This is a genomic window from Umezawaea sp. (assembly GCF_057122925.1).
In genome coordinates this window covers 1-16044 of the sequence record NZ_DBNGPQ010000103.1, presented here as the reverse complement: position 1 = coordinate 16044, position 16044 = coordinate 1, and the positions used below count along the sequence as shown (strand labels likewise).

The following is a 16044-nucleotide window of genomic DNA, read 5'->3' as shown; positions in this document are numbered from 1 at the left end:
TTCACTCGAATGGGTTAATCAACCGGCCTGACCTGGTGCCGGGGACTCGGCGTTGCCCGCCACGCCGTAGCGGCCGGACTTGCCGTCGAGCTGCTCACGCAGCGCGAGCACCGTGACGACGCGGCCCGCCGCCGAGTCGGCGTTGTCGACGGTCGACAGCACGGAGGTGGCCGCGGTGTCGGCCCGGACGATGCCGATGCCGCCGGTGCCGTCGGCGGAGCCCGCGCCGCCCGCGAGCACGGCGCCCGCGCCGGAGCGGTCGAGCTGGATGGCGAAGCGGGCGACGGTCGCGGCGCGGTCACCGGCCGAGTCGCCGACGGCCGCGCCGCCGGTGAGCACGACGGCGAGCTGCGCCGGGCGCAGGCCCTGGCCGGGTTTCACGAAGCCCGCGCCCGTCAGCCCGCCGAGCGCCGAGGCGATCTCGTCCGCGGTGGCCTGGGGTTCGTCGCTGTCCTTGCCGAGCAGCAGCAGGGTGCCCAGCAGGCCGCCCGCGCGGGTGCCGGGGTCGGACGCGGTGGGCAGCTGGGTGCCCGCGGGTTGCAGGCGGGCGACCAGGTCGCGGAGCTGGTCGGCCTTGCGGGGGTCGGCGAAGGAGTCGGTGAGCTGGAGTTCACCGGTGACCGACGCGCCTGCCGCGCGCAGCAGCGCGGCCAGCGAGTCGCGGTCGCCCGGACGCGCGTCGGCGGTGGTGACCAGCACGACCGTGCGGTCGGCGAGCTGGCCCTTGACCGACAGCGGGCCGACGGAGGTGGCGAAGCGGTCGGCCTCGGACAGCCTGGCGTTCAGCGCGTTGCGCTCGGACTGGAGGTCGACGACCTGCTTGCCCAGGGCTCCGTTGTCGTCGCTCAGGCCGGACAGCAGCCTGCTGCTGATGGCGGTCGACCCGAGCACGACGCCCACCGCGAGCGCCAGGAAGACGGCCGTGATCGAGACGATGTGGTAGCGCAGGGAGATCACGAGAACAACCCCTTCGACCAGTCGGAGACGGTGCGGAACGCGTCGACGGCGATGTCGACGTAGACGTGGCCGACGCCGGAGACGGCCACCGCGGCGACCATCGCGAGCACGGCGGCCAGCACCAGCAGGAGGATCACGCCGAACGAGACCCGGCTGCGGTGCAGGGCGACGACGGCCTCGCCGTCGACCAGCTTGCTGCCGAGCTTGAGCCGGGTGAGGAACGTGGACGGGTTGGAGCCCGAGTGGCCGCGGTCGAGGAACTCCCGCAGGCCCGCCTGGACGCCGACGGTCACGACGAGGCCCGCACCGTGCGCCTCGGCGATGAGCAGCGCGAGGTCCTCGGCGTTGCCGGAGGACGGGAACGTCACCGCGCCGATGCCGAGGTCCTGGATGCGCTCCAGGCCGGGCGCGTGGCCGTCGGTCTGCGCGGGCACGACGACCTCCTTGCCCGCCTTCAGCGTGGCGGTGCCGATGCCGTCCGGGTCGCCGACGATGACGTCCGGCTCGTAGCCCGCGTGGAACAGCGTGTCCGCGCCCGCGTCGACGCCCACCAGCACCGGCCGGTACTCGCGGATGTACTTGCGCAGCCGCCGCAGCTCGTCGGCGTGGCTCGGGCCGCCCGCGACGACCAGCACCTGCCGGTCGCGCATCGGCACGTACAGCTCGGGCACGCCGATGCCGTCGAGCACCAGGGCGCGCTCGCGGCGCAGGAACTCGATGGTGTTGGCGGAGAACGCCTCCAGCTGCGCGGCCATGCCCGCCTTGGCCTCGATCATGGCGTCGGCGATGGACTCGGCGTTCTGCTCGTCGCCGCGCGCGACCTCGGTCTCGCCGACGTAGACGACGCCGTCGAGCAGCCGCAGCTTCGTGCCGTCCTTGACGTCGCGCAGCACCGCGCTGCCGACGTTGTCGATGAGCGGGATGCCCGCCTCGATCAGCAGTTCCGGCCCCAGGTTCGGGAACCGGCCGGAGATCGACGGCGAGGCGTTCACCACCCCGACCACCTCGGCGGCGACGAGCGCCTCCGCGGTGCGGCGGTCGATGTCGACCTGGTCGAGGACCGCCACGTCGCCGGGGCTGAGCCGCCTCAGCAGGTCGCCCGCGCGGCGGTCGACCCGAGCGACGCCGATGGCACCCGGCAGGTCGTGGTTCGTGCGGCTGAGCAACCCGGAGAGCTTCATGGACCCGATGGTGGCTGATCCACGGGCGAGCGCACCGGAGCCACGCCGACCGGTCTCAGCAGCTCAGCCGGGTGATGATTCCTCTGTGGACACTGATGGGTGAATCGGTGTCCCCATCGGAGGGGTATCGGTGTCGTCGTCGAACGGAACCTGGTAGGCGACCGCGGGCTCCGGCCGCCGCTGGACCAGCAGGGCACCCGCCACCGCGACGAGGGCCGCGATCAGCAGCAGCACCATCCCGGAGCCCACCACGGTCACGGCGCTCCCCCCGATGGGGTCTTCCCGCGAAATCGCCGACAGGACCATCTGCCACATGCTCCACACCGTGCCGACGAGCAGCGCGGCGGCCACGACCGCGGCCACCCCGACCGCCGGTGCCGCGCGGGCCGGGATCCGCGCCGAGACGAGTTCCAGGACCGCGACGAGCACCAGCAGCACCGCCGCCACGACCGACGGCACGCCGAGCAGGATCGGGAACGGGTCGACCTCGACCGCACCGCCGGGGGTGGTGTACTCGCCGCCCCACGGGGTCAACCGCGCCCCGGACCGGTACCCGCTGTCGAAGCGCTTCGTCTCGTACAGCGGCCGCGACGACGCCGCCGCCGTCAGCACCGCGCCCGCGAGCAGCAGGACCACGCCGGCGATCCGCTTCACGAGCCACCCCCGGCGGTGCCGGGAGCGGGGGTCCCGAACGGCGGTGTGGGCGTGTCCGCCTCGTCGTCGGGCAGCCGGTAGACCACCGCTCCCGCGGGTTCCGGTCGCGGCGCGCGCTCCCGCGCCGACCACGGCTGCACCAGCAGCCCTCCCGCCAGCGCGACGACGCAGGCGAGCACCAGCACGCCCGTGCCCGCACCGACGACCGTCTCCATCCCCTCGTCCGCGCCGCCGCCCATGCCCCGCACACCCCTCAGCACGACCTGGCCCACGGTCCACACGGAGCCGGTCAGCACGGCGGCCGACCCGATCGCGGCGACGGCCACGGGCCGGGTGATCCCGACCGGGAGCCTCGGCGCGGCCAGCACCAGCAGCGCCGACACGGCGAGCAGCACCGCCGACGCGACCACCGGCACCCCGAACTCGATCCCGCCCTCGTCCAGCTCGATGGTGTCGATCGACGACTCGTAGCCCCAGAGGGTCATCGAGAACGTCTCCCGACCGGGGGTGAAGATCAGGATCTGCTCGAACACCGGCAACGTCGCCCCGACGGCCGCGAGCACCGCGCCCGCGCCCAGCGCCGCCGCGCCCACCACGAACCTCACCCGCGTCGTCTCCCCGCTCCCGCGCGCAGGACCTCCCCCGACGTCCGCCTGTTCCACCGCGCCCCCACTCGACGGTCCGAGCTCCACTCGTCCCCCACTCTGCCCGAACGCCGGTCGGGGACGCACAGCACTACGAGACCTGCTCGCGGTCCTCCGCGTCGGGCAGCCGGTGGACCACCGCGGCCTCGGGGTCCGGCTCGGGCTCGGCGCGGTCCGGCACGCGCTGCACCAGGACACCCCCGGCGAGGGCGACCAGGCAGGCGAGGCCGAGGATCCACAGGCCGAGCCCCGGCGAGGTGAGGGTGATCGGGTCGACGCGGCGGTTGCCCTCGGCCAGCCGCAGGTACACCTGGAGCACGACCCACACGGCGCCGACCAGCATCAGCGGCACACCCGCCGCGAGGAACCGCGCCGCCGCACCGAGCCGGCGGTGACCCAGGAACAGCGCGGCCAGCACGAGCACCGCGGCGGCGGCGGCCAGCGGCACGCCGTACTGCACCGAGGACCGGAACTCGTCGCTGTCGGGCTGCGGCCCGGTGATGGTGCGGACGTTCCAGGCCGTCACCTCGAACTCCAGCTGCTCGGCGAGCCGGTAGGCCTGGCGGTACAGCGGCAGCAGCGACCCCACCAGCACGAGCACCGCGCCCGCCAGCAACGAGAACACGCCGAGCCGCTGCCTCACGAGCGACGGGGCGGGTCGACCGGGTCGAGGGTCACGCGGGTGGTCGGCTCCGGCTCGTCCTCCGGGCCCTGCGGCCCGAACTCCTCGGGCGGGAAGCCGTACGACTCCGGTTCCTCCGGTTCCGAGGGACCGAACTCGGCGGGCGGGAAGCCCAGCGGCGGGGTGTCCACGTCGTCGACGGACACGTCCGGCAGCTTGTAGATGACCGCCTCGTCGTTCTCCGGCTCCTCGTCGCGTTCCCGCAGGGCGTGCCTGCGCCGACGGCCGGACGCGGAGCGCGCGGGTTCCCGCTCGCGTTCCGGCTCGGGGTCGCGCGCGGGCGTCCGGACCGTCTCCCGCGACTCCTCGGGGGCGCGGACCCTCTCGCGGACGCGCTCGGCGCGTTCCCTCAGCTCCGCCTGGGCCGTGTCCGCCTCGGGCAGGTCCTGCACGAGGACGGCGCCGAGCGTGCCGACGACCCACCCGACGCCGAGCAGCACCAGGCCGACGTCGAGCGTCTGCACGAGCTGCCCGCCCGGTGGCACGGACACGACCGCGACGGCCGCCTGGTTCGTGACGAACAGGTAGACCGACCAGGCCACGCCCAGCAGCACGGCGGCGCCCGCGATGGCCGTCATCCGCCCGAGCGGCGTCGACGGGGTCTCGCGGAACACCAGCGCGGCGGCCACGAGCAGCAGGAGGGCGGCGAGCACGAGCGGAACCCCGAAGCCGGGGCTGGACGCCCCCGCGCCGGTGCTGCCGAACGCCGTCACGACCAGGGACGAGTTCTGCCCAGGGAAGGTCCGGGTCTCCCGGTAGAGCGGCAGGAGGACGCCACCGATCGTCGCGACCGCGCCCAGCGCCAGCGCGACCGCTCCGATGAGGCGTCGGTTCATCCCGGCTGGATTCATGTGACCTTTTTACGCGTCTTGCGCCGCACGACCGGGGCGCTGTCCTTGTCCGCCTTGGCCGCCGCGAGCAGTTCCACGGCGTGCGCGCGGCCGGTGTCCGTCGAGTCCATGCCCGCGAGCATGCGGGCCAGCTCCACCACGCGCTCCGACTCGTCCAGCACCCGGACGCCGCTGCGCGTGAGGATCCCGTCCGCCGTCTTGTCCACCACCAGGTGCCGGTCCGCGAACGCCGCGACCTGCGGGAGGTGGGTGACGACGATGACCTGGTGGCTGCGCGCCAGGCGGGCGAGCCGCCTGCCGACCTCCACCGCGGCCCGACCGCCGACCCCGGCGTCGACCTCGTCGAACACCAGCGTCGGCACCGGGTCGGAGTGCGAGAGCACGACCTCCAGCGCGAGCATCACCCGTGACAGCTCACCGCCGGACGCGCCCTTGTGCACCGGCAGCGCGGGGGCACCGGGGTGCGCGATGAGGCGCAGCTCGACCTCGTCCACGCCGCTGGCACCCGCGTGCAGCAGCACCTTCCCGACCTGCAACGCCTGCGCGTCGCCCTTCTCGGCGGCACGGGGGTGCACGGCGACCTCGATGTTCGCGTGCGGCATCGCGAGCCCGGTCAGCTCGTCCGACACCTCCTTGCCCAGTTCCTCGGCGGCGCTCGCGCGCGCCTCGGACACCTGGGTCGCGTACACCGCGAGTTCGGCGGCCAGCTCGTCCCGGCGGGCGGCCAGCGCGGCCAGCGCCTCGTCGGAGGTGTCGAGCGTCGACAGCCGCTCGGTCGCGTTCTCGGCCCACGCGATCACGCCGTCGATGTCGGCGGCGTACTTGCGGGTCAGGTGCTTCAGCTCGGACTGCCGGGCCAGCACCGTCTCGAGGCGGTTCGGGTCGGCGTCGAGGTGGTCGAGGTACGAGGTGATCTCGGAGCCCACGTCGGCCAGCACGGCGGCGGCCTCGATCAGCCGCGCCTCCAGCCCGCGCAGCGCCGGGTCCTCCGACGTCGCCACGCGCCTGCGGGCCTCACCGATCAGCCCCAGCGCGCCGGGGTTGTCCGGGTCGCCGTCGGCCGCGCCGCTGACCGCGTACTGCGCGCCCGTCGCGGCTTCGCGCAGCTGGTCGGCGTCCGCGAGCCTGCGGGCCTCGTCGACGAGTTCGACGTCCTCCCCCGGCTTGGGGGCGACCGACTCGATCTCGTCGAGCCCGTGGCGCAGCAGGTCCGCCTCGCGGGCCAGTTCACGGGAGCGCTCGGAGCGCTCGGTGAGTTCGTTCGCGACGCGCAGCCACTCCTCGCGCAGCCGCTGGTACTGCCCGAGCGGCTCGGCCACGTCGTCGCCCGCGAACCGGTCGAGGACCGCCCGCTGCTCCGACGGCCGCAGCAGCCGCAACTGGTCGTTCTGCCCGTGCACGGCGAGGAGCTGCTCCGCGAGTTCCGCGAGCACGCCGACCGGCACCGAGCGACCGCCGAGGTGGGCCCTCGACCTGCCGTCCGCCCCGACCGTGCGCACCGCGATCACGGTGCCGTCCTCGTCCGGTTCGCCGCCGACCTCATCGGCGACCTTCGCGGCCGGGCTGCCGGCGGGTGCCCTGAAACGGCCCTCCACCACGGCTTTGTCGGCACCGGTGCGCACTCTCGACGCCTCGGCCCGACCACCACCCAGCAGGTGGAGCCCGGTCACGACCATGGTCTTGCCCGCACCGGTCTCGCCGGTCACGACGGTGAACCCGGCATCGAGTTCCAGGGTTGCCTCATCGATCACACCGAGGCCTTGGATGCGCATCTCGGCCAACACAGGGCGAACCCTAGCCGCACGCACCGACAGAGGGGTGCCTCGGGAGGCGAATCCGGTCACGACCGCGTGTCCCAGCGGTGCCGTCAGCCGACCGATGGTCCGCGCCAGCCCTGCACCGGCAGCGAGAACTTCTCCACCAGCCGGTCGGCGAACGGTCCCTCCCGCAGCCGCACGAGCTTGATGGGCGTCTCACCGCCCGCGACCTCGACCCGCGTCCCGGCGGGCAGGTCGTAGGTCCGGCGGCCGTCGCAGCACAGCACGGCGGGGTGGCCGTTGGGGTCGACCTCGAACGCCACGGTGGACCGCGGCGACACGACCAGCGGCCGGGCGAACAGGGCGTGCGCGTTGCTCGGCACCACCAGCAGCGCCTGCACGTCCGGCCACACGACCGGCCCGCCCGCGGAGAACGCGTAGGCGGTCGACCCGGTCGGCGTCGCGCACAGCACGCCGTCGGTGCCGAACGCCGACACCGGGCGGCCGTCGATCTCCACCACCACGTCGAGGATGCGCTCGCGGGAGCTCTTCTCGACGCTGGCCTCGTTGAGCGCCCACGTCCGCACCAGCTCGACGCCGTTGACGGAGGCGGTCACGTCGACCGTCATCCGCTCCTCGACGTGGTACTGCCGGTCGATCACGTGCGTGATGGCCTCGTGCAGCATGTCCGAGTCGGCCTCGGCGAGGAACCCGACCCGGCCGAGGTTCACGCCCAGCACCGGCACCCCGGCCGCGCGGGCGAGTTCGGCCGCGCGCAGCAGCGTGCCGTCACCGCCCAGCACGAACACGAGTTCGGTGCCCTCGGCGGCCTTGTCGTCGGCGGGCACGATGCTCATGGAGCAGCACGGGTAGAGCTGCGGGGCCTCCTCGTCGAGGAGCCTCAGCCGCACCCCCGCCTCCGCGAAGCGCAGCGCCACTTCCATGGCCAGCTTGATGTTGCTCTGCCGCCCGGTGTGGACGACGAGGAGCACTTCCCGATCGGTCATTGGGGCCCTTCCGCGACAGCGGTTCGGACGAGCGCGGCGGCGGCTTCCGCGTCCAGGGGGTCGCCCAGCCGCAGCCGGACGAAGAACTCGACGTTCCCGGACGGCCCCGGCAGCGGACTGGCGATGACGCCGTGCAGGCGCAGCCCCAGTTCGGCGGCCGCGGCGACCACGGTGAGCACGGCGTCGGCCCGCAGTTCGGGGTCGCGGACGACCCCGCCGGACCCGAGCCGCTCCTTGCCGACCTCGAACTGCGGCTTGACCATAGGCACGAGGTCGCCGTCCGGCTCCAGGCAGGACTTGAGCGCGGGCAGCACCAGCTTGAGGGAGATGAACGACAGGTCGGCGACGATCAGGTCGACCGGCCCCCCGACGTCCTCCGGCGTGAGCGCGCGGACGTTCGTCTTGTCCTTCACCACGACCCGCTCGTCGGTGCGCAGCCGCCAGTCCAGCAGCCCGCGGCCGACGTCGACGGCCACGACCTGCCGCGCGCCCGCGCGGAGCAGCACGTCGGTGAAGCCGCCGGTGGACGCGCCCGCGTCCAGGCAGCGGGCGCCGTCCACGGCGATGTCGGAGAACGCCTCCAGCGCGCCCACGAGCTTGTGCGCGCCCCGTGACGCCCAGTTCGGGTCGTCCACGTCGGCGCGCACGACCACCGCGGCGTCGATCTCGACGGCGGTGGCGGGTTTCGTGGCGACCGTGCCGCGCACGGTGACCCGACCGTCGGTGACCAGTTGGCTGGCGTGCTCACGGGACCGGGCGAGGCCGCGCCGCACCAGCTCGGCGTCGAGCCGAGACCTACGAGGCACCGGATCAGACCTTGTCGATGCTCGACAGCGCCGCGGTCAGCGCCGTGTGCGCGATGTCGAACCTCGCCACGTGGTCCACGATCTCCAGGTGCTCCAAGCCCTCCAGGCCGGCGATGGCCGAGTCGATCCCCACCACGGGGTCGACCGGCGGACCGGGCAGGGGAACGTCGACGTTCACGCGTTCACGGTAGCTGATCGGCGTGCGGGAACACGCGCGAGAGTGGCGTAGGGCGCTTCCCGCGCCGGGGGTGAACCGACCGGGCGCGGCCCACGTAGAAACGGGGGTGAACCCTGTGCGGGCACGGGGTGTCGAGCGGGCCTCGGCGGGGTGGACGGCCCGTCGACCCCGGCGTGCCGAGCCCGCCGCGGTCAGCTCGCACCGGGGAGGGCCATGGTGAACACCGCTCCCCCGCCCGGCGCGGTGGTGACGGTCAGCCGACCGCCCTGCGCCACCACGAGCGTCTTCGCGATGGCCAGCCCGAGACCGGCCCCTCCGCCGTCCACCCGGCTCCGGGACCCGTCGGTCCGGTAGAACCGCTCGAAGACCCGGTCGACCTGGTCGTCGGACAGCCCCGGTCCCGTGTCGGCCACCTCGATCACGCCCCAGCCGTCGACCGTGCCCACGCCGACGCGCACGGCCGTCCCCGCGGGCGTGTGGTGGACCGCGTTGCCGACCAGGTTCGTGACGACCTGGCGCAGCCGCGCCTCGTCGCCCAGCACCGGCGCCGGTCCGACCGCGCCCCCGCCGGGACCGGTGAGCGTCGTCGGCCGGGTCGGGTCCAGCGCGCGCAGGTCGTGCAGCGCGTCCACGGCCACCGCCCGCAGGTCCATCGGTTCCAGGCGCGGCACCGGCGCGGCCTCGTCGAAGCGGGCCAGCAGCAGCAGGTCGTCCACCAGCCGCTCCAGCCGCCGCGACTCCCGCTCGATCCGGTCCATCGTGCGGTCCACGTCCGCCCGCTCCGGCAGCGCCCCCATCCGGTACAGCTCGGTGGACCCGCTGATGCCCGCGAGCGGGGTCCGCAGCTCGTGGCCCGCGTCGGCCACGAACCGCCGGGTCCTGGCCTCCGACTCGGCCCGCGCCTCCGCCGCCCGGTCGAGGCGGTCCAGCATCCCGTTGACCGTGGCGGCCAGGCTGCCGACCTCCGTCGTGGGTGCCGCCACGGCGGGCACCCGGCGACCGGTGTCCCCTGCCGCGATGGCCGCCGACGTGGCCTCGATCTGCCGCAGCGGCCTCAACCCCGCGCGCAGCACGAGGTACCCCAGCCCCGTGAGCAGCGCCAGCAGCACCGATCCGATCAGGTAGCAGGTCGTCCGGACCCGGTCGACGATCGCGTCCACGTCCCGCAGCGACCCGGCGACGGTGACGGTCACGCCGTCACCCCCCTGGTAGCGCGCGGGCACGGCGACGACCCGCCACTCGTCGGGGTCGAACGCGGCCACCGGCGGGTCGGCGCCCGCGGCCCCGATCCGGAACGCCCGGTCCGGGCGGCCGTCCGCGAACGAGTAGACGACGGTGACGTCGGACACGAGGTCCAGGGCGCTGGTCGTGCTCGCGGGCACCTCCGGCCGCAGCGCGCCGATCGCCTCCGGCGAGAACCGCGACACCAGTTCGGCCGCCACCCCCACCTGGCTGTCCACCCGCGCGACCAGCGGTTCGCGCAGCGACGCCAGCACCAGCGCGCCCGCGGCGACCATCCCGACGGCCAGCAGCGCCGACGTCATCACCAGCAGGCGGGCGCTGAGCGGGACGCGGCCGAGCACGGTCACGGCCTCGGGGTGCGCAGGACGTAGCCGACGCCGCGCACGGTGTGGATCAGCTTCCGGTCGCCGCGGTCGACCTTCCTCCGCAGGTAGCTGACGTAGGACTCGACGATGCTCGGGTCGCCGCCGAAGTCGTAGTTCCACACGTCCCGCACGATCCGCGACTTCGCCACGGTCTGGTCGGCGTGCTCCATGAGGTACCGCAGGAGCTTGAACTCGGTCTGCGACAGCTCCACGCGCTCACCGCCGCGGGTCACCAGGTGGGCGTTCGGGTCCAGTTCCAGGTCGCCCACGGCGAGCGGGGCGCCGACGGCCCGCGCCGACCGCCCGGCGCGGCGCAGGACGGCGTGGATGCGGGCGATCAGCTCCTCCAGCCGGAACGGCTTGGTGACGTAGTCGTCCCCGCCCGCCGACAGGCCCTCGACCTTGTCCTCCGGGGTGTCGCGGGCGGTGAGGAACAGCACGGGCAGGTCCTCGCCGTGCGCGGCGCGCAACCGCCGCAGCACCTGGAGACCACCGATGTCGGGCAGCATCACGTCCAGCACGACGAGCGCGGGCGGCTCACGCCCGGCCAGCTCCAGGGCTGCCGCGCCGTCGACCGCCGTCGCGACCTCGAACCCGGCGAACCGCAGGCTCGCCGCGAGCAGCTCCCGCAGCGTCGGGTCGTCCTCGACCACCAGCAGCCGGGTCGCCCGCTGCCCGTGGTGTTCCCTGGACGCCATCCGCAACTCCCCCGAAGACTTCCCCCGAGCCGGTTCGACCAGGGTACGGGCCGTCCGCGCGCCGGACGGCGACCAGCAGCAGCGCGCCGAGGGCACCGGCCGACGCGCCCGCGACCAGCCCCAGCGCCACCGCGGTCCAGACCGGTCCGCCCACGCCGGCTGTGGTCTCCAGGAAGACGAACCCCCGCGCCGACACCAGCAGGTCCAGGTCCGGCGACGCCGCCAGCACCATCACGGCCGACGCGGCGCCGAAGACCAGCCCCAGCGCGGCGGCGTTGCGCAGCACCAGGTCCGTCGCGCCCGAGACAGGTGCCCTGGCCGCGGCCACCGTCCCGCACACCAGCAGCAGCACGCAGGCCAGCGCGGTGAACGGCCAGGTCGGCAGGTCCGTCGACGGCAGGTCGGGCAGCACCCCGCCGAGCAGCCCGGTGACCCGCGGGTCGACGTCGACCGACCAGGGCACGCCGAGGCCCGCGGTGATCGCCGCGAACAGCGCGCTCGGCCCGCCCAGCAGCACGGCCCCCACGGCGCGGGCGTCCTGGCGCTGGGCCACCACGGCACCGGCCGCGGTCGTGACCACCGCGGCCACGCCCAGCACCAGCGAGGTGGCCGAGAGGGCGGGGCGCAGCGCCGAGGGCGCGCGGCAGAGCGCCCAGACCGCGACGACGCCGAGACCGGCGAGCAGCACGGCGGACAGCGGCTCGGCGGACAGCGGCTCGGCGGACAGCGCGGCGCTCGCCGTCGCCGCGGTCGAGGAGCCGACCAGCACGGCGACCGCGGCGGCGGCGCCGACCATCGCCCCCGCACCCGCCTGACGGCGGAAACCCAGCACGAGAACCAGGACGCCGACCGCGGCGACCCCCGTGGCGACGGCGTGGAGCCGCACGTCGACCTCCAGCGCCGTCCCCGCGCGGGGCAGGTTCGGCACCAGCGTCAGCGGCGTCCCGACGGCCGACGCCACGACGGCGACCGCGTGGCCGACGACCGACCCGACACCGAGCAGTGCCACCCCGACAGCGGCCACGACTCCCGCGGCGACGAACGCCAGCACCCCGGTCACCGCCCCGGCCAGGACTTCCTGTGTCTTCCCGTTTCCCATGGGGGACAACGTATGCGCGCCGAATCGCGCTCCCCTGGGCGTTTCCTGGGAGTCCGCTGGGAAACCGGCGCGAACCCCGTGGACGAGCGCCGGGAGCCCAGCCGGGCAGGGGGGAGTTCCCAGCGAACTCCCGGGTCCCACCGCACGACGACGGGCAGCTCCCGACAGTCCACCGTGGTCGGACAAGCACAACCGCCCTGGTCTGGTGTGGACGTGTCCACACCAGACCAGGGCGGTCGGATCAGGGCTACTGGCCCAGCAGCACCGAGAGGTCGGCGGCGATGTAGGTCGGCCTGCGGTCGGCGGGCAGCGCCAGCGCCTCGGCCTCGGTGGAGACGCCGGTGAGCACGAGCAGCGAGTCCATGCCCGCGTTGACGGCTCCCGCGATGTCGGTGTCGAGGCGGTCGCCGACCACGAGGGGCCGTTCCGCGCCGAGCGACTTGGCGGCCTGTTCCAGCAGCGGGGTGGCGGGTTTGCCCGCGATCAGCGGTTCGCGGTCGGTGGCGGCCTTGAGGGCCGCGACGAACGCGCCGCAACCGGGCAGCAGGCCGCGTTCCGTCGGGAGGGTGACGTCCGCGTTGCAGGCCACCCACAGGGCCCCTCGGCGGATCGCGACGCAGGCTTCGGCGAGTTCGCGCCAGCCCATGTCGTGGGAGAGGCCCTGCACGACGGCGGCCACCTCGTCGGTGACCTCCCGCACGGGGCGCAGGCCGACGGTGCGGACCTCGTCCGCCAGGGCCTCGGTGCCGAGGACCAGGACGGCGGTGTCGGCGGGCAGGCGTTCGGCCAGCATCGCCGCCGCCGCCTGCGCGCTGGTGCTCACCTCGTCGAGGGCGGCCTGGAAGCCGATCTCGACGAGGTGGTCCACCACGGGCTGCGGAGCGCGCGAGGCGTTGTTGGTCACGTACCTGATGCCGACGCCCTGCGAGCGGGCGAAGGCGACGGCGTCAGCCGCACCCGGTACCGGTTCCCTGCCCCGGTACACGGTGCCGTCGAGGTCGAGCAGCAGGGCGTCGTAGCGTGCCAACAACGTCTCGGTCACTGCTCCGCGTTCTCCTCGTCGTCGTCTTCTTCGATGATCCCGAGCCCGAACGCGCGCTCGGCGGCGTCGGTCTCGTTCTCGTCGTCGGCTTCCGCCGCGTGGAGGAACCACTGTACGGATTCCTCGGCGCGACCCGCCGCTTCCAGGTTGTCCGCGTAGGCGTAGAACAGCCGGGCGCTCCACGGGTCGCGGCGCTTGGCGTCGAGGTCGGCGCCCTGGAGCGCGACCACGGCGGCGTCGAACTGGCCCATGTCGCGACGGGCGCCCGCCGCGACGATCCGCAGCTCCACGGCCTCGTCCGGCGACAGCGGCTGGCCCTGGACCTCGCGGGCGAGTTCCAGCGCCCGCTCGGGGCGGCCGAGCGCGCGTTCGCAGTCCGCCATCACGGCGACGTGGCCGGTGCCGGTGGACATGCGCCGCGCGGCACGCAGCTCGGACAGCGCCTCGGCCCATTCGCCCGCGTGGTACGCGGTGAGGCCGGCGGCCTCGCGGATGACGCCGATGCGCGCGGCCTTGCCGCGGGCGTAGCGGGCGTGCTCCAGCGCGAGCACCGGGTCGGTGTCGACCAGGAGGCCCGCGGCGGCCAGGTGCCTGCCGACGATCTCCGCGAGACCCTTGGGCAGGCCCCGCAGCTCGCCCTTGATCTCCGGGTCGAGCGCCGAGATGTCCGCCTCGGGCGGCAGCTCGGGCGCACGCGCCCGCTGGTAGCCCTCCTCGGCGGCGGGAGCGGCGGGAGCGGACTCCTGCTCGGGCGCCTCGACGGCGTCCACGCCCTCGACGTCGGCGTCCGCCGCTACGGCGACGGGCGTCTCGTCCGACCCGGTGGCCTCGGACGCCTCACCCGACCCGTACTGGGGGGTGCGCTCCTGGAACCGGGCGGCCCGCTGACGGCTGCGCTCGTCGCGCTTGTCGTCCTTGCGGTCCTCACGGGGGGAGTCCTCGCGGGGCTTCGTGTGCCGCGGCTTCTCGTGCCGGGGACGGTCCTCGCGAGCCGGGGACTCGCGACGCTCGCCCGCGCGCTCGTAGCGCGGCTTGTCGTCCCGCTGGTAGCTGCTCGGGCCGCGGTCGTCACGGGGCTTGTGCTCGCGGCGCTCGCCACTGCCCGAGCGGTCGTCGCGCGGCTTGTAGTCCGAACGCTCGCCACCACTCGCGCGGTCGTCGCGCGGCTTGTGCTCGCGGCGCTCGCCGGTGCCCGCACGGTCGTCCCGACGCGGGTAGCCGCCACCGCCCTCGGTGCGCGGCTTGTGCTCGCGGCGCTCGCCACCGCCGGAGCGGTCGTCCCGACGCGGGTAGCCGCCGCTGCCCTCGGTGCGCGGCTTGTACTCACGACGGTCGCCACCGCGGTCCTCGCGGGGCTTGTACTCGCGCCGCTCACCGCCCGCGGACTTGTCGTCGCGGTACTGGTAGCCGCTGCGACCGCTGTCGTCACGACGCGGAGCGCTGTCGCGGGCCGGGTACTCGCGACGCTCGCCGCGGTCGTCCCCCGACTTCTCGTAGCGGGGGCGGTCGTCACGCTGGTAGCCGCTGGAACCGGTGCGGGGCTTGAACTCCCGACGGTCGCCGCCGCTGGAGCGGTCGTCGCGCGGCTTGTCGTAGCGCGGCTTGTCGTCCGTGCTGCGGTAGCGGCTGTTGCCGTTGCTGGAGATGCCGCCGCGCTCGTCCCGACGCGGGTAGCTGGTGCTGCCCTCGGTGCGGGGCTTGTACTCGCGGCGCTCGCCGCCGCCGGAGCGGTCGTCGCGCTTGAAGCTGCTGCCGGATCCCGTGACGCGGGGCCGGAAGTCGGGGCGGCCGTCGCGGTTGTCGCGCTGGTGGGTGCCGCCGTTGCGCGAGCGGAAGTCCGGACGGCTGTCGCCACCGCGGTCGTCGCGCTTGTAGGAGCTGCCCGACCCACCGGAACCGCCGGCGCGCTGGTAGCCGCCGCCGCGCGGGGCGTCGTCCTTGCGGTAGGTGCTGCCACCGCGGTCGTCACGCGCCTTGTCGTAGCGGGGACGGTCGTCGCGCGGCTTGTACTCGCGGCGTTCACCGCCACCGGAACGGTCGTCACGGGGCTTGTACTCGCGCCGTTCGCCACCGCCGGAGCGGTCGTCCCGACGCGGGTAGCCGCCGCTGCCCTCGGTGCGCGGCTTGTACTCACGACGCTCGCCGGAACCGCTGCCCGCGCGGTCGTCGCGACGGGGGTACCCGCCACCACTGCCGGAGCTGCCGGTGCCACGAGGCTTGTCGTAGCGCGGACGGTCGTCGCGGGACTTGAAGTCGCGACGGTCACCGCCGCCGGAGGACCCGCGCTGGTCGCGCTTCGGCCGATCGGCCGAGCTGGGGGCGTTCTTGTCATCGCGCCGCGGATAACCCGCCGCGCGCTCTGCACCGGTCGCACGACCACCACTGGATGGCTTGCGATCGCTCTGGGCTGGACCACCATCGGAACGGCGCGGTCGGTCTCCCTGGCCACGCTGACGGTCGCCGGGACGTTCCCCGAACCTGGACACCTGATTCCTCCTATGGACACGCCGAAAAGGGCTTGTGATTTGAGCACATACGATGTGCCCCCATCACAAGCCCTTTCAGGGAATAATAGTCCCGCAGCGACCTACTCTCCCACACCGTCACCAGTGCAGTACCATCGGCGCAGGAGGGCTTAACTACCGGGTTCGGAATGGGACCGGGTGTTTCCCCTCCGCTATGACTGCGGAAACACTATGAAATTACCAACCCGTAGGCACACAACCCACAGACCCCTACAGGCCTGGGACCATGTGGTCCGGTTCGGTTCTTTCAGAACCGCACAGTGGATGCGTAGCACCTTCGAAAACAAGTCCTCGGCCTATTAGTACCGGTCAACTCCACCCATTACTAGGCTTCCATCTCCGGCCTATCAACCCAG

The 16044-nt window shown here is 74.0% G+C and carries 15 protein-coding genes and 1 rRNA gene; all 16 read right to left on the bottom strand.

Annotated features, from left to right (window positions below; all coding sequences use genetic code 11):
• Nucleotides 1–18: 18 nt before the first annotated feature.
• The 16 genes from AC156L_RS23935 to rrf all read right to left on the bottom strand — a co-directional run bounded on the left by AC156L_RS23935 (nt 19) and on the right by rrf (nt 15854).
• Nucleotides 19–957, bottom strand: a complete 939-nt coding sequence (locus AC156L_RS23935) for a copper transporter (protein WP_330874109.1) — start codon at nt 955–957, stop codon at nt 19–21.
• The gene (gene steA / locus AC156L_RS23930) at nt 954–2138 is read right to left on the bottom strand and encodes a putative cytokinetic ring protein SteA (protein WP_330874108.1); all 1185 of its coding nucleotides are present in this window, start codon (nt 2136–2138) and stop codon (nt 954–956) included. The genes AC156L_RS23935 and steA overlap by 4 nt, the downstream gene beginning before the upstream one ends.
• A gap of 63 nt (nt 2139–2201) precedes the next feature.
• A complete protein-coding gene (locus tag AC156L_RS23925; protein ID WP_330874107.1) occupies nt 2202–2792 on the bottom strand; it encodes a hypothetical protein in 591 nt (196 codons plus the stop codon).
• On the bottom strand, nt 2789–3397 hold the full coding sequence (locus AC156L_RS23920; RefSeq protein WP_330874106.1) for a hypothetical protein: 609 nt from the start codon (nt 3395–3397) through the stop codon (nt 2789–2791). The genes AC156L_RS23925 and AC156L_RS23920 overlap by 4 nt, the downstream gene beginning before the upstream one ends.
• 130 nt (nt 3398–3527) lie before the next feature.
• Nucleotides 3528–4079, bottom strand: a complete 552-nt coding sequence (locus tag AC156L_RS23915) for a hypothetical protein (RefSeq protein ID WP_330874105.1) — start codon at nt 4077–4079, stop codon at nt 3528–3530.
• Nucleotides 4076–4954, bottom strand: a complete 879-nt coding sequence (locus AC156L_RS23910) for a hypothetical protein (protein WP_330874104.1) — start codon at nt 4952–4954, stop codon at nt 4076–4078. The genes AC156L_RS23915 and AC156L_RS23910 overlap by 4 nt, the downstream gene beginning before the upstream one ends.
• A gap of 11 nt (nt 4955–4965) precedes the next feature.
• The gene (gene recN / locus AC156L_RS23905; RefSeq protein WP_330874103.1) at nt 4966–6753 is read right to left on the bottom strand and encodes a DNA repair protein RecN; all 1788 of its coding nucleotides are present in this window, start codon (nt 6751–6753) and stop codon (nt 4966–4968) included.
• Nucleotides 6754–6836: 83 nt separating this feature from the next.
• The gene (locus AC156L_RS23900) at nt 6837–7733 is read right to left on the bottom strand and encodes an NAD kinase (RefSeq protein WP_330874102.1); all 897 of its coding nucleotides are present in this window, start codon (nt 7731–7733) and stop codon (nt 6837–6839) included.
• Nucleotides 7730–8539: a TlyA family RNA methyltransferase gene (locus tag AC156L_RS23895; protein ID WP_330874101.1), complete on the bottom strand. Its 810-nt coding sequence runs from the start codon at nt 8537–8539 to the stop codon at nt 7730–7732. Before AC156L_RS23895 ends, AC156L_RS23900 begins: the two co-directional genes overlap by 4 nt.
• A 4-nt stretch (nt 8540–8543) precedes the next feature.
• A complete protein-coding gene (locus AC156L_RS23890; RefSeq protein ID WP_330874100.1) occupies nt 8544–8717 on the bottom strand; it encodes a hypothetical protein in 174 nt (57 codons plus the stop codon).
• A gap of 191 nt (nt 8718–8908) precedes the next feature.
• Nucleotides 8909–10306, bottom strand: coding sequence for a sensor histidine kinase (locus AC156L_RS23885; RefSeq protein ID WP_330874099.1), 1398 nt, complete (start codon nt 10304–10306; stop codon nt 8909–8911).
• The gene (locus AC156L_RS23880; RefSeq protein WP_330874188.1) at nt 10303–10977 is read right to left on the bottom strand and encodes a response regulator transcription factor; all 675 of its coding nucleotides are present in this window, start codon (nt 10975–10977) and stop codon (nt 10303–10305) included. Before AC156L_RS23880 ends, AC156L_RS23885 begins: the two co-directional genes overlap by 4 nt.
• Nucleotides 10862–12121, bottom strand: coding sequence for a hypothetical protein (locus AC156L_RS23875; protein WP_330874098.1), 1260 nt, complete (start codon nt 12119–12121; stop codon nt 10862–10864). The genes AC156L_RS23880 and AC156L_RS23875 overlap by 116 nt, the downstream gene beginning before the upstream one ends.
• Nucleotides 12122–12368: 247 nt before the next feature.
• Nucleotides 12369–13163, bottom strand: coding sequence for an HAD-IIA family hydrolase (locus tag AC156L_RS23870; protein ID WP_330874097.1), 795 nt, complete (start codon nt 13161–13163; stop codon nt 12369–12371).
• Nucleotides 13160–15649: a hypothetical protein gene (locus AC156L_RS23865; protein ID WP_484407279.1), complete on the bottom strand. Its 2490-nt coding sequence runs from the start codon at nt 15647–15649 to the stop codon at nt 13160–13162. Before AC156L_RS23865 ends, AC156L_RS23870 begins: the two co-directional genes overlap by 4 nt.
• An 88-nt stretch (nt 15650–15737) precedes the next feature.
• Nucleotides 15738–15854 (bottom strand): 5S ribosomal RNA (gene rrf, locus AC156L_RS23860).
• Nucleotides 15855–16044 lie beyond the last annotated feature (190 nt).

Excerpts from the sequence above, each read along its gene's own strand:
- steA (WP_330874108.1), bottom strand. The coding sequence starts at position 2,138 with ATGAAGCTCTCCGGGTTGCTCAGCCGCACGAACCACGACCTGCCGGGT.
- AC156L_RS23910 (WP_330874104.1), bottom strand. The coding sequence starts at position 4,954 with ATGAACCGACGCCTCATCGGAGCGGTCGCGCTGGCGCTGGGCGCGGTC.
- AC156L_RS23900 (WP_330874102.1), bottom strand. The coding sequence starts at position 7,733 with ATGACCGATCGGGAAGTGCTCCTCGTCGTCCACACCGGGCGGCAGAGC.
- AC156L_RS23875 (WP_330874098.1), bottom strand. The coding sequence starts at position 12,121 with ATGGGAAACGGGAAGACACAGGAAGTCCTGGCCGGGGCGGTGACCGGG.